The organism is Shinella sp. 20P9.1.1 (assembly GCF_057798995.1).
The window spans coordinates 259,757-272,592 of record NZ_JBYOLC010000001.1 but is presented as its reverse complement, the minus strand read 5'-3'; the positions used below and the strand labels follow the sequence as shown (position 1 = coordinate 272,592).

The 12,836-nt window shown below is 64.6% G+C and carries 12 protein-coding genes, 1 pseudogene and 1 riboswitch; of the genes and pseudogenes, 5 read left to right on the top strand and 8 right to left on the bottom strand.

Annotated features, from left to right (window positions below; translation table 11 throughout):
- Nucleotides 1–43: 43 nt before the first annotated feature.
- Nucleotides 44–772 (top strand): phosphonate metabolism transcriptional regulator PhnF, encoded by a 729-nt coding sequence (gene phnF, locus AC27VQ_RS01230; RefSeq protein WP_488714867.1) that lies wholly within the window; start codon nt 44–46, stop codon nt 770–772.
- Here the strand turns inward: phnF and AC27VQ_RS01225 are convergent.
- The 6 genes from AC27VQ_RS01225 to AC27VQ_RS01200 form a co-directional block, all read right to left on the bottom strand.
- Nucleotides 769–1,551 carry a class I SAM-dependent methyltransferase gene (locus AC27VQ_RS01225; protein ID WP_488714866.1) on the bottom strand — a complete coding sequence of 261 codons (783 nt, stop codon included), beginning with the start codon at nt 1,549–1,551 and terminating at the stop codon, nt 769–771. The two genes, phnF and AC27VQ_RS01225, sit on opposite strands and share 4 nt — an antisense overlap.
- Nucleotides 1,551–2,357 carry an ABC transporter ATP-binding protein gene (locus AC27VQ_RS01220; protein ID WP_488714865.1) on the bottom strand — a complete coding sequence of 269 codons (807 nt, stop codon included), beginning with the start codon at nt 2,355–2,357 and terminating at the stop codon, nt 1,551–1,553. The genes AC27VQ_RS01225 and AC27VQ_RS01220 overlap by 1 nt, the downstream gene beginning before the upstream one ends.
- Nucleotides 2,354–3,382 (bottom strand): FecCD family ABC transporter permease, encoded by a 1,029-nt coding sequence (locus tag AC27VQ_RS01215; RefSeq protein ID WP_488714864.1) that lies wholly within the window; start codon nt 3,380–3,382, stop codon nt 2,354–2,356. The genes AC27VQ_RS01220 and AC27VQ_RS01215 overlap by 4 nt, the downstream gene beginning before the upstream one ends.
- Nucleotides 3,379–4,416 (bottom strand): ABC transporter substrate-binding protein, encoded by a 1,038-nt coding sequence (locus tag AC27VQ_RS01210; protein WP_488714863.1) that lies wholly within the window; start codon nt 4,414–4,416, stop codon nt 3,379–3,381. The genes AC27VQ_RS01215 and AC27VQ_RS01210 overlap by 4 nt, the downstream gene beginning before the upstream one ends.
- Before the next feature lie 178 nt (nt 4,417–4,594).
- Nucleotides 4,595–4,826, bottom strand: a riboswitch (cobalamin riboswitch).
- A 35-nt stretch (nt 4,827–4,861) separates the two neighbouring features.
- Complete coding sequence (locus tag AC27VQ_RS01205) at nt 4,862–5,716, bottom strand: MurR/RpiR family transcriptional regulator (RefSeq protein ID WP_488714862.1); 855 nt, start codon at nt 5,714–5,716, stop codon at nt 4,862–4,864.
- Nucleotides 5,717–5,783: 67 nt separating this feature from the next.
- On the bottom strand, nt 5,784–6,776 hold the full coding sequence (locus tag AC27VQ_RS01200) for a polyamine ABC transporter substrate-binding protein (protein WP_488715234.1): 993 nt from the start codon (nt 6,774–6,776) through the stop codon (nt 5,784–5,786).
- A 230-nt stretch (nt 6,777–7,006) separates the two neighbouring features.
- On the opposite strand from AC27VQ_RS01200, the gene AC27VQ_RS01195 reads away from it, so the two are divergent.
- From AC27VQ_RS01195 to AC27VQ_RS01180, 4 genes are read left to right on the top strand one after another with little or no spacing between them, the layout of a single operon-like run.
- Nucleotides 7,007–8,089, top strand: coding sequence for an ABC transporter ATP-binding protein (locus tag AC27VQ_RS01195; RefSeq protein WP_488714861.1), 1,083 nt, complete (start codon nt 7,007–7,009; stop codon nt 8,087–8,089).
- Nucleotide 8,090: 1 nt separating this feature from the next.
- Nucleotides 8,091–8,993 (top strand): ABC transporter permease, encoded by a 903-nt coding sequence (locus AC27VQ_RS01190; protein WP_488714860.1) that lies wholly within the window; start codon nt 8,091–8,093, stop codon nt 8,991–8,993.
- 11 nt (nt 8,994–9,004) lie between these two features.
- Entirely contained in the window at nt 9,005–9,835 is an 831-nt protein-coding gene (locus tag AC27VQ_RS01185; RefSeq protein WP_488714859.1) for an ABC transporter permease, read from the top strand.
- A gap of 2 nt (nt 9,836–9,837) precedes the next feature.
- Nucleotides 9,838–10,953: a DmpA family aminopeptidase gene (locus AC27VQ_RS01180; protein WP_488714858.1), complete on the top strand. Its 1,116-nt coding sequence runs from the start codon at nt 9,838–9,840 to the stop codon at nt 10,951–10,953.
- Here the strand turns inward: AC27VQ_RS01180 and AC27VQ_RS01175 are convergent.
- Both AC27VQ_RS01175 and AC27VQ_RS01170 read right to left on the bottom strand, forming a co-directional pair.
- The gene (locus AC27VQ_RS01175; protein ID WP_117370340.1) at nt 10,950–11,321 is read right to left on the bottom strand and encodes a hypothetical protein; all 372 of its coding nucleotides are present in this window, start codon (nt 11,319–11,321) and stop codon (nt 10,950–10,952) included. The two genes, AC27VQ_RS01180 and AC27VQ_RS01175, sit on opposite strands and share 4 nt — an antisense overlap.
- A gap of 59 nt (nt 11,322–11,380) precedes the next feature.
- Nucleotides 11,381–12,793 (bottom strand): annotated as a pseudogene (locus AC27VQ_RS01170) (NAD(P)-dependent oxidoreductase); the annotation flags it as partial.
- Nucleotides 12,794–12,836: the final 43 nt, after the last annotated feature.

Below are 12,836 nucleotides of genomic sequence, written 5' to 3'. Positions count from 1 at the left end.
GGAATGACAAGGGTGTGACAGCGGGCGAAATCGCGGGGCGAAAATGGTGGAACGGCAATCGGGCGTGGCGCTCTGGCGGCAGATCGCCGACCGCATGCGGCTCGCAATCAACAATGGTGATTTCGACGAAACCGGTATGATGCCGCCGGAAATGACGCTGGCCGCCCGCTTCGGCGTCAACCGCCACACGGTGCGCAGCGCCATGGCGGCACTGGCGGAAGAAGGCATCGTGCGCCCCATCCAGGGCATCGGCACCCGCATCGAGCGGCGCGACCGGCTGCGCTTTCCGATTTCGAAGCGCACGCGCTTTTCGCAGGGCCTCGGCAATCAGACGCGCGACATAGAAAGCAAGATGCTGGAGGCGGCAACCGAGGTTGCACCATCGATCGTGGCCGAAGCCCTCGGGCTCCCCATCGGCACGCTCTGTGTGCGCATGGAAACCGTCAATAGCGCCGACAAACGCCCCATCTCGCGCGCGACTCATTATTTCCCGGCCGACCGTTTCGGCGAGATCGGCGGGATTTTCGAGCAGACCCGCTCCGTCACCGCTTCGTTCCGCAAGCTCGGCGTCGCCGACTATGTGCGCCGCTCAACGGAAATCTCGGCCATTCACGCCGAGGGCGACGATATCCGGCACCTGAAGCTTTCGCCCGGTGCGATCATCCTCGTCGCGACAGCCATCAACACCGACCTTGCGGGAACGCCGATCCAGTTTTCCCGCACCCGCTTCGCCGCCGACCGTGTCAAGTTGACAGTGGAGCCGGAAGCCTAAACAGGCTTGCGGCAGCAGAGAATAAAGCGACGATAAAGCAGCGTGCGCAGCGTATTGCGCAGGTCCGCCGTCCGGCGTTGTGCCCTGGCGATGGGGGCGTGGGAACCAATCGTCATATCGCGGAAACCGGCCGCCTCCAGCAAGGTCAACACGCGCTCGACCGTCAGCCCGTCGCCAAAAGGCAGGCGCTGCATGATGCTGGAATGCCGATCGCTCATCGCGCCGTCATAATTCGGGTCGGTGCCGATGAACCGATCGAGCACCGCGATGGCGCGGCTTGCCAGCCGGCCGAGCCGCGTTGGGGCGGCCCAGTCGCCATCGAAGAACAGCAGCATGCCGCCGGGCTTCAGCATGCGGTGCCATTCCGCAAAGGCCTGCTCGGGCGTCGTCAGCGTCCATACGAGATGGCGACAGACGATGGCGTCATAGCTTTCGTCCGGCTCCATCGGGTTTTCCGCGTCGGCGAGCAGAAAGCGAAGGCCCTTGGCGCGCTCATGCTTCTTGCGCGCCACCGACAACATCGCCTCGGAAAAATCGAGCGCCGTCACCTCATGACCGAGCGACAGCAGCAGGCGCGTCACCTCCCCCGTACCGCAGGCAAGCTCCAGCACGCGGCACGGCTCCGGCCCCAGATGCGCGCGGATCGCCGCCGCCCAGGCGTCGAATTCCGGCCCTTCGGGAATACGGTGGCCGAAGGCGAGATCGAAGGTTTGCGAGCGGCGGGACCAATAGTCCCGGATGTCTTCCTTCAGATGGTCGTTGGAGAGCGTGCCGTGCATCACGTCCCCTCGTTGGCAACGAGTTTCAGCCGCAGCGGCCGCGGCTCCGGGCGGCGATAGCGGATGAAGCAGCCGCCGGCACTGTCCCGCTCCACATCCACGGTGACGCCGAAGACTTCCAGCAGACGCTGCGGCTCCAGCACCTTAGCCGGCGTGCCCAGCGCCACGATGCGCCCACCCTGCATGACGGCGATTCGGTCGCAGAACATGGCGGCGTGGTTGAGATCGTGCAGGGCCGCAACGACCGTCAGCTCCTGCTCGCGCACCAGCTGGAGCAGGCTGATCTGGTGGCCAATATCGAGATGATTGGTCGGCTCGTCGAGCAGCAGGATCGGCGATTGCTGGGCAAGCGCTCGAGCGATATGCAACCGCTGCCGTTCGCCGCCTGACAGTGTGTGCCAGAGCCGGCCGGCGAAATGCGCCATATCGACCTCCTCCAGCGCCCGGTCGACGATGGCATCATCGGTCCGCGACCAGGGCGTGAGCGCGCCGAGATAGGGCGTACGGCCGAGCTCGACGGCCTGGCGCGCGGTGATGCGCTCGGTCGTTTCCGCCTGCTGCTCGACAAAGGCGATGCGCCGGGCGATGGCCTGACGGCCGTGATCCGAAAGCGGCGTGCCGTCGAGCAGGACGGCGCCGGCCTGCGGCTTGCGGATGCCTGACATCAGCGACATCAGGCTCGTCTTGCCGGAGCCGTTCGGGCCGATGATGCCGAGGAATTCGCCGGGGCGCACATCCAGCGAGACATCCGACAGGATGGTCGCACCACCGGCCGACCAGTGCAGGTTTTTGGCAGACAGTGTCACAGGGCAGACCTCCTCTGGCTGAGGATGAGCGCGAAGGCGGGCGCGCCGAACAGTGCCGTGATGACGCCGATGGGCAGGACCTGGCCGGGGATGATGACACGCGACAGCACGTCCGCCGCGATCATGAAGATGGCGCCGATCAGCGCCGAGGCCGGCAGAAGCAGGCCATGCCGCACGCCGACCACCATGCGCGCGGCATGGGGAATAACGAGGCCGACGAAGCCGATCGAGCCGACGATGGAAACCATGGTCGCCGTCATCAGCGCGGAAATGGCGATCAGCACGACATAGACCCGGCGCACGGGAATGCCGAGCGAGGCGGCCGATTCCGTGCCGAAGGTGAAGGCATCGAGCGCGCGGGCGTGCCACAGGCACACGAGAAGCCCGAGGATCGCTACCGGCAGCGCCAGCCAGACATCCGGCCAGCGCACGCCCGAGAGATTGCCGAGCAGCCAGAACATGATACCGCGTGCCTGCTCCGCGCTCGCCGCCTTGGTGACGATGAAGGAGGTGAGCGCGTTAAAGAGTTGCGAGCCCGCGATGCCGGCCAGGATGATTGCGCTCGTGCCGCGCCCGGCGCGCAAGGCGAGCGCGCTGACGAGGCCGAAAGCGACGAGCGCGCCGAGGAAGGCGCCGGCCGGCAGCGTTAGGGCACCGGCCCCGATACCGAGAATCGCCACGCTGACGGCACCGGTCGAAGCGCCGGCGGAGATGCCGAGAATATAGGGATCGGCCAGCGCATTGCGCAGCAGCGATTGCAGGATGACGCCGCAGAGCGCCAGGGCCGAGCCGCAGCAGGCAGCCACCATCGCCCGGCTCAGCCGGTAGTTCCAGATGATGCCCTCGTCGATCGGCTCCAGCGGGTAGCCTGCATGCCAGAGGCGGTTGGCCACCGTCTTGGCGACCACGTCGAGAGGGATGGCCGTCTCGCCGACTGCGGCGCCGACGCCGAGCGCAAACAGCAACAGAAGGAGCGCCGCGAAAGCGGCGCCCGTCCGAAGCAGGATGGGACGATCGGAGATCACTTGGCCAAACCAGCCTTTTCAATAGCATCGGCCAGACGCTCGATGCCTTCGATGGTACGGATCGTCGGGTTCATCGCCTGAGCGTCCATGTCGAAGACATAGTTGCTCTTCACCGCCGGCATGAGGCTTGCGACCGGGTCGGTCTTCAGGAAGTCGAGCTTCGCCTCAAGGCTGTCGAGCGGATAGCGGCGGCGCTCCATCGAGCCCGCGACGATCATCGTCGGCGCGGCCTTGGCGATGGTTTCCCAGCCGACGGTCGGCCATTCGTCCTCGGTCTTGATGATGTTTTCGATGCCGAGCGCCGACATGATGTAGCCCGGCGCGCCGTTCTTGCCGGCGACATAGGGATCGGCATCGGCGGCGCTGGAGAACCAGAAGACGGCCGAGAGCCTGTCCTTGGCGGCGGCAACCTTGGCACGGGCCGCCTCTTCGCGTGCCTTCAGCGCGGCAACGACCTCTTCGCCCTTGTCCTGGATATCGTAGATCTGCGCCATCTCGCGGATCTCCTGATAGACCAGCTCCATGGTGAAGACCTGATGGCGGACGCCGTCGCTGGCCGCGCTGTTTTCCTTGCCGACGCAATCGGACGGCGAGGTGTAGACGGGAATGCCGAGCTCCTCGAACTGCTCGGGCTTGGCAACGACGCCTTCCGGCCCGACCTGCCACTGGAACTGCACCGTGACGATATCCGGCTTCTTGGCGAGCACGCTTTCGAAGCTCGGCTCGTTGTCGGCCAGACGGTCGATCCTGGCGTTGACGTCTTCATAGCCCTTGATGACCGGGCCGACCCACAGCGCCGTGCCCACCACCTTGTCGGCCAGGCCGAGCATGTAGAGGATTTCGGTCGAGCTCTGGCCAATCGAAACGGTCTGCGTCGGCGCCTTCTGGAAGGTGACCGGGCGGCCGCAATTCTGCAGCGTCAGCGGATACTGCGTCTCGGCGGCCTGGGCCGTGCCGGAGGCGATGAGGGTTACCGCGCCGGCAAGGGCGGAAGCGAGGGATGCGGCGCGCAGGGCCGCGGAAAACAAGGTCATGGATTTCTCCCGGAGAGTGAAGGCGTGCGGGCTCAGCCGATGGACCACGAAGGGCGCACCGAATGCGGTCGGGAGAAAACGATTAGGGGTCTGCCGCGGGCGGCAGTCTGGCTCGTCATGGCGTCTCCTGTTCCGGGCTTCCCCGCCCGTGACTTGGATCTGGAGTGCATGGCAAGCAGCACTCTCGGCTCTGACGGCAGGTCTCCTGGCTCACGGATATCTGCTGCCTGTCTGCCTTCCCGTGCAAACGCACAGTGGCATGACGCGAGACGCGTCACGAGGACAGGCGGCAATCCGCCTACAGTTGCGGGGGCAGCCACGGAATGGGTCCCTGTTGGGTCATCCGCACCGTGTTCCCTATTAATCCCCTGGGAGTCATCCTTCGGGGAACCGTCGTCCCATCCTTAGTCCGCACCGTTCGGCGGCGTCAAGGTGACGGTGAAAATCAGCTTTCGAAATCCCCGAAGACATCCTGCAGGCGTGTCAGCCGGTCGACACGCTCGCTCACCTCGTCGCCCATCTCGACGATGATGTTGCTCAACATGAGATCCATCACCGCCGTCATGGTCGCGGCGCCATCCCAAAGCGGCCCGTGCGAGCCGGGCACGATGAGGCAGATGTCGGAGACTTCCGGCCCCCAGGGGCAGAATTCATCGGTCAGCAGCACGACCTTCACGCCGGCCCGCCGGGCTTCCAGCGCCAGCGGCCGGGCCTTGGCGGCAAAGCGGCGTACGTCGTGCAGGAAGAGCAGCCGCCCCTCGACGGAGCCGTCGAGCACTTCGGCATAGGTGCCGTTGACGCCGTCGACGAATTGCACGCGCGGGCGGGTGTAGGAGAGCTGGCTTGCAAAATACTGCGCGATGCCGCGCACGTTCTGATAGGCGGCGACATAGACCTCCGTCGCGCCGATCAGCGCGTCGATCGTCTGCTGCCATTCCGGCGCGGTCGTGATGGCGTAAATCTCGCCGAGATTGTCGATCTGCTGCTGGATGAGCCCGGCGAGCAGCTTGCCGTCCTTGCGGTCCTGCTCCAATCGCCCGACCTGTCCCTTGACCTGCCAGGCGGGGTTGGAACTGCCGCGGCGCAGCTCGCTCTTCAGCTCGTCGAGCCCGTCGAAACCCATGCGGCGCAGATAGCGGCCGATGGTCATGGGCGAGAGTTCCAAGCGCTGGGCGATCGACCGCGCCGTCTCGAAGGGCAGCTCGGCGATGTTGCGCTCGATGTAATGGGCGATCAGCTTGTCGGATTTGGACCGCCTGAGGTCGTCGGACTGAACGAGCTTCAGAATGCGTTTCGACACGTCGCCCCTCTCTTCGAAATCCCGCCCGTCCAAAGACGGGCGGGTATCAACCGCACTCACACCGGGCTCATTGCGCCGTCTTGACCCGCGTCCAGACACGGTCCACCTGACGCAGGGCCGGACCCAGATCCTCGAATATCTGGAGACGTGCCATCGTCTCGGCCGGCGGGTTGATTTCCTTGCTATTCTTGATCTTTTCCGGGGTCAATTCCCGCGCCGGCACGTTGGCGGTGCCGTTGGTCTGCTGCGAGACGTTGAGAGCGACGATTTCCGGGCGCGTATAGAACTGGAGGAACTTGATCGCGTTGTCCTTGTTCGGCGCGGTTTTCAGCACGCAGATATCCTCCTGGTACATGGTCGCCCCCTCCTCGGGGATCACGTAGCCGAGGTCCTTTTCATTGGCGAAGATATCCACCATCGCACCGACGAAGGCGTGCCCGGCCGCCACGTCGCCCGCTTGCACCATCGGACGCTCGTCATAGGTGAAGGCCGCCACATCCGGCTTCATGGCGATGATCGTGTCCGCCGCCTGCTGCAATTCGGCCGGGTCCGTCGAGTTGATCTTGTGGCCGTTCAGGATGAGGCCGACCGCCAGCACTTCGCGCATGTCGTCGAGCAGGGTGAATTTCAGGCCCTTGGCCTTCACGGTCTCGATCAGGTCCTTCCAGCCCGTGATATCCTTGCCGAGCACCTTGCGGTTGTACATGATGCCGACCGAACCCCAGGCATAGGGCAGGCAATATTCACCGTTCGGGTCGCTCTTGGCGCGCAGGAAGGCCGGATCGATATTCTTGAAGCCTTCATATTTGTTGATGTCGGTCTTCTCCAGAAGATCGAGCTTGGCCATGATGTCCTGCATATGCACGGACGGGAAGACGATGTCATAGCCCGTGGCGCCGCCCTGGATCTTGGCCAGCATTTCCTCGTTGGAGGAATAGGTCGAGAGGTTGACCTTGATCGAGGTTTCCTCCTCGAACTTCTTCAAGACCTCCGGATTGATATATTCGCCCCAGTTATAGACGTTGAGCTCGGCGGCGCTGGCCATGCCCGTCGTGGCCATGAGCACGGCGAGCGAAAAAGCGGCGCGGCGAAAGCCGGACAGACCGGCATCATGCGATTTCGGCATCGAATAGTCTCCTCTGATGGTTTGGCCCGTCGTGGCCCCGGCGCTTTCCTTTGCACCGTCTTTCCCGTCCCGGCTTCTTTCGGCCGTTGACTTGGATGAACAAATGGTATCCAGATATCTAAATCGCACAAGCGTTATTTTTATAACATTAATGGGGAACGACGATGCGAGATTCCATAGTCCGCCTGGAAAAGGCGGCGAAGGCCTTTGCCACGCCCGAGGGACAGACCGTGACGGCGCTGGACGCGATCGACCTCGATGTCATCAGCAACGAGTTCCTGACGCTGCTCGGACCATCGGGCTGCGGCAAGACCACCCTGCTCCAGGCGATCAGCGGCTTCGTCCAGCTCGACGCCGGGCGTATCCTGATCGACGGCGAGGACATGACCGACCGACCGCCTTATCGCCGCCCGGTCAACACGGTGTTCCAGAACTACGCGCTCTTCCCCCATATGACGGTCGGCGAAAACACCGGCTATGCGCTGGAAGTCGCCGGTGTTGCTAAGGCGGAACGCACCCGGCGCGTCGGCGACGCGTTGCGCATGGTCGGGCTGGAAGGCATGGAGGGCCGCAAGCCGCGCCAGCTCTCGGGCGGACAGCAGCAGCGTGTGGCGCTTGCCCGCGCCATCATCGCCCGGCCGAAGCTGCTCCTGCTCGACGAGCCGCTGTCAGCGCTCGACAAGAACCTGCGCCAGTCCATGCAGATCGAGCTGAAGACGTTGCAGAATGAGCTCGGCATCTCCTTCATCTTCGTGACGCACGACCAGCAGGAGGCGCTGACCATGTCGGACCGTGTCGCCGTGCTCTCGGGCGGGCGCATCCAGCAGCTCGACACGCCGCGCGCGATTTACGACCAGCCGAAGAACAGTTTCGTCGCCACCTTCGTCGGCGCCAGCAACCTCTTCGAGGGCGAGGCCGGCAGTGGACAGCTCGTCACGAAAGACGGTCTTTCCATTTCCCATGGCCGGCCGGGCGCGACCGGCACGGCAACCGCGCTCATCCGCCCCGAGCAGTTCTTCATCGCCCAACCCGGCGACAGCGCGCCGAGCCTCGATGTCGATCTCGAACAGATCGTCTTCGTCGGCTCGACCTTCGAACTGTTCGGCCGGACAGTGACCGGTCGGCGCGTCATCGCGGAAATTCCCGCCGTGCGACGCAGCCTCGTCGGCGAGATCGAGCAGTCGCGCCGCGCGCGCCTTGCCTATGATCCCGCGGCGGTGCACCTCATTCCGGCGGAGGCGGCCTGACATGACGTCGATTGCCTTTCGCCGCCGCGTCCAGCTTGCCGTCCTGCTCGGGCCGGTCTCGCTGTTCCTGGCGGTCTTCTTCCTCGGCCCGCTCGCCATCATGATCGTGACGAGCTTTCTGGCGCCCGGCCTCTACGGCGGGGTGGAATGGACCTGGTATCCGCACAATTACGGCCGCATCCTTGGCTTCGCCGATCCGATGTTCGAGGATTTCGATCCAATCTACATCGCGATCTTCCTGCGCTCGCTGAAGATTGCGGCCATGACGGTCGTGGCGACACTGCTCGTCTGCTATCCGGCCGCCTTCTGCATCAGCCGGCTTTCGGACCGGTGGAAGAATTTCTGCCTCTTCCTGATCACGCTGCCCTTCTTCACCAGCCTGATCGTGCGGCTGTTCATCTGGGTGCTGATCCTGCGTCCGACCGGCCTCGTCAACGAGGTGCTGCTCGGCACCGGCGTCGTCGCACGTCCGCTCGACCTCATCTATACGGACGGCGCGATCATCCTCGGCATGGTCTATGTCTTCATCCCCTTCATGTTCATGCCGGTCTATGCCAGCGTCGAAAAGCTCGACTGGACGCTGGTGCGCGCCTCGCTTGATCTCGGCGCCGGGCCAATCCGCACCTTCCTGCGCATCATCCTGCCGCTGACGGCGCCCGGCATTGCCGGCGGCGCGGTCATCGTCTTCATCCCCGCGCTCGGCAATTTCGTCGTGCCGGCCATTCTCGGCGGCGCGAAGGTCATGATGCTGGGCAATCTCATCGAGCAGCAGTTCCTCGCCGCGCGCAACTGGCCCTTCGGCTCGGCGCTCGCCATGATGGTGATGACCGTCATGCTGGTGCTGCTCTTCATCCACGTCGTCATTTCCGGCCGTCGCGGTTTCGATCCCGCGACCGGACATTGAGGAGAGCGGCCATGAAGATTTTCGCTTCGCTCGCCCGCGGCAGCCTGATTGCCTATACCGCGCTGTTCTTCGCCTTCATCTACATTCCGCTCGCGCTGATCGCCGTCTATTCGTTCAATGCGAACCCGGTCAACATGATGACCTGGACCGGCTTCACCACCGAATGGTACGCCCAGGTCCTCGGCTTCAAAACGACGATTTCTGAAAACGCGCTCTATCTGGAATCGACCAGCCAGCTCGTCGAAGCCCTCTGGAACAGCCTGATCATCGCGACATCCACCACGGCGATCGCCACCGTGCTCGGCACCGCTATGGCGATCGCGCTCTACCGTTTCGATTTCTTCGGAAGGCGTTTCTACCGCACCGTCATGTTCATGCCGATGCTGATGCCCGATATCGTGCTCGGCATCGCGCTCCTGATCTTCTTCGTCAATTCCGGCATCAATCTCGGCCTGAAGACGATCATCATCGGCCAGTGCACCTTCCTGATCTCCTACGTCTTCATCGTCGTCACCGCCCGGCTTGCCGGCATGGACCGCACGTTGGAGCACGCCTCGGCCGATCTCGGCGCCAACGAATGGACGACCTTCCGCAAGGTGGTGTTTCCGCAGCTTTTGCCCGGCATCGTCGGCGGCGCGCTGCTCGCCTTCATCATCTCGATGGACGATCTCGTCATCACCTATTTCATCGCCGGCGTCGATGTGACGACGCTGCCGATGTTCATCTTTGCCATGCTCCGGCGCGGCATCAAGCCGGAGATCAACGCCATCGCCGTGATGATGCTGACCTTCTCCTTCGTCATCGCCTCCCTCGGCCTCTATCTTCGCTCCCGGCAGAAATAATCATGACCCATAAAAAACCCCGCGCCCGCGCCCTTGGCCTGCCTTTCACCGGCCGCACCGGCCCGCTCAACGCCATCACCGATGTCGAGGGCATCGCCGTCGGCTTCCAGACCATCCGCGAGGAAACCCCGCGCCCCGGCCGCAAGCTGCCGGTGCGCACCGGCGTCACCGCCATTCTGCCGCACAGCGAAAGCGAAACGCCCGTGCCCGTCTATGCCGGCCTGCACCGCTTCAACGGCAATGGGGAGATGACCGGCACGCACTGGATCGAGGACGGCGGCACCTTCCTCGGCCCGGTCATGATCACCAACACGCACGGCGTTGGCATCACCCATCACGCGACGATCCGCTGGATGCTGGAGCGCTACGCCTCGACCTACGATATCGGGGATTTCCTCTGGCTGATGCCCGTCGTCGCCGAGACCTATGACGGGGCACTCAGCGACATCAACGGCATGCCGGTGACGGAGGCGGACGCCCGCGCGGCGCTGGAAAACCTCTCCCGCGGCCCCGTTTCCGAAGGCAATTGCGGCGGCGGCACGGGCATGATCACCTATGGCTTCAAGGGCGGCACCGGCACCTCGTCGCGCGTCGTCTCCTATGGCGACAAGGAATACACTATCGGCACCCTCGTGCAGGCCAATCACGGCCAGCGTGACTGGCTGGCTATCTGCGGCGTGCCCGTCGGCAAACACCTCATGGACAACACACCGCAAAGCCAGCTGAAGGAACGCGGCTCGATCATCGTCGTCATCGCAACCGACCTGCCTATGGCGCCGCACCAGCTGAAGCGCCTCGCCCGCCGCGCCTCGATCGGCATCGGCCGCAACGGCACGCCCGGCGGCAACAATTCCGGTGATATCTTCCTCGCCTTCTCCACCGCCAATCCGCAGCCCATGGCGCACCGAGCGCCGGCGAGGCTCAATATCGAAATGGTCAATGACGAATATCTCGACCCCGTCTATGCGGCAGCGGTCGATAGCGTGGAGGAAGCGGTGGTCAACGCCATGCTGGCAGCGGAAAGTGCCGGCGGAACCCCGCATGACCGCCTGCGCGTCGATGCTATCGACCACGATGCGCTGATGGCCGTCATGCAGCAGTATGGCCGGGGCGCTTAGTTCGCAGTCCCGTCAGGCGTCACCCGCTGGCTATCGCCACCGGTACCGGACTGCTGTGTGGGCGAGCGATCCGTCGGCACCGTCTCGCCGCCGCCGGGCACGCTGTTATCGATCGTATCCTGCGCCGGCTCACCGCTGGTGGTGGACGACGTCTGCGTCGCATCGACCGGCGCAGAGGGATCGATGTGCTCGCCAAAAATTTCCACCGCACCCCAGGCGATGACAGCCAGGGCAAGGCTGATGCCGAGCACTTTCAGCACCGGCCGGCCGGGGCCGCCCTGCCGGGTCTCGCGGGCGGAATAGTCCTTGCGGACGGGATCGTGCGTGCGGGTGATCGGATCGCCGCGTTCGTCTTGCTGGTGGGTCATGGCGGACACTCCCTGAATTGCTTCTCAGGGAAAGAACTTGCGGGCAGGACGAAAGTTCCTCAGGCCTCCGCCGGCCCATCCAGCCCCAGCGCTTCGAGAAGCCGGCGCTGGCGCAGCAGGAGATGGGTCAACGAGGCGACGTCGCCATGCGCCGGCTGGTGCGTCATGCCCTCGTCCACCGCCTCGACGATCGCCTCGAACGTATCGGCGATCTCGCGGGAAATGCCGTTGAGTTCGGCAAAACGCGGATCGACCGCCGCCGCCGCGAGTGTTGCCGTAGTAACGCGGCCGATGCCATGCGGCACCTTCGCCCCGGCATCGACATAGCCCTCGGGCAGGTCGCCCTTCAGATTCGTCACCCGCCGGAAACGGATGACATCGACGATCTGATCGACCGCCTGGCAGGCGCCGGCGACACGCGAGGGATGATCCGTATCTGCGGCGGCATGGGGCAGCAGTTCGAGTTTTCCGGGATGGCGCTCAACGAGCTTCAGGTAGGGCAGCATCGGGCCGCTCAGCGCGCCGCTCGTCGCGTTCTTGAACAGATCGGCATCGATGGCCGCATGGCGTACCTGGCCCGAGGCCAGCGCCCGGTCGAGGGCGGCCGTATCCACCACCTCGCCACGATCGTAGTCCACGATGACCGCGCCACGGTTCATCGCCGCCATCACCGCCTCGCTGACAATGCCGGCATTGGCATAGACCCGCGTCGCCTCGTCCAGCCGGCCGAGGCCGACATGCACGGAAAGCACATCCGCCCCATCGGCCGCCTCCACCGGTGAGGCTGCGTAGCCAAAACCCTCGGCCTCGATCCATTGCCGATGCTTCGGCCGGGCATAGATCGTCACAAGCATGCCGAAGGCCTGGGCGAGACGGGCCACCTCGCGGCCGATATTGCCATAACCGAGCACCGCCATGCGGCGGCCCTCGAGCTTGGCGGTCGGGTAGGATTTGAGGTCGCGGCCCGTATCGAAATCACCGGCCGCCACGCGTGCATGCAGCTGCGCGACCGGCAGGTCCGGCGTCACCTTGAGGATCGCCTTCATCACCATCTGCGCCGTGGCGCGGCTATTGATGCCGGGCGTGTTGATCAGGGGTGCCGCGCCGCCCTCGCCATTGCCGCCGCCCCAGGAGGCTGAGCCCATATTGCCGGTGCCCGCGCCGATGCGCACGCCGCCGAGCGGAAAGATCGCCTGTTTGGGAATGAAGGTCGCCGCCGCAATCAGCGCGTCGTAACGCCCATCCGCCGTCTGGGCGATGATCTCGGTCTCGGCGCTCAGATCCGGCTGGTAGAAGAAATGCAGGCCCGGCGGCAGGGTCTCGCGCTGATAGGCGCCCGCATGAAAAGTGCCGCCCTTGGCCTCGATATGCGCGCGCACCTCGCCGGGATCGGGATTGCCTTGCGCGTCGAAGCGCAGGCCGACGAGATCGGCGATCAGGATCTTATAGGCGCGCTGCGGGTCGTCCAACCGTCCCTCCGAAACCGTGTGATCTTCCTGCATGGCGCCCTCCCTC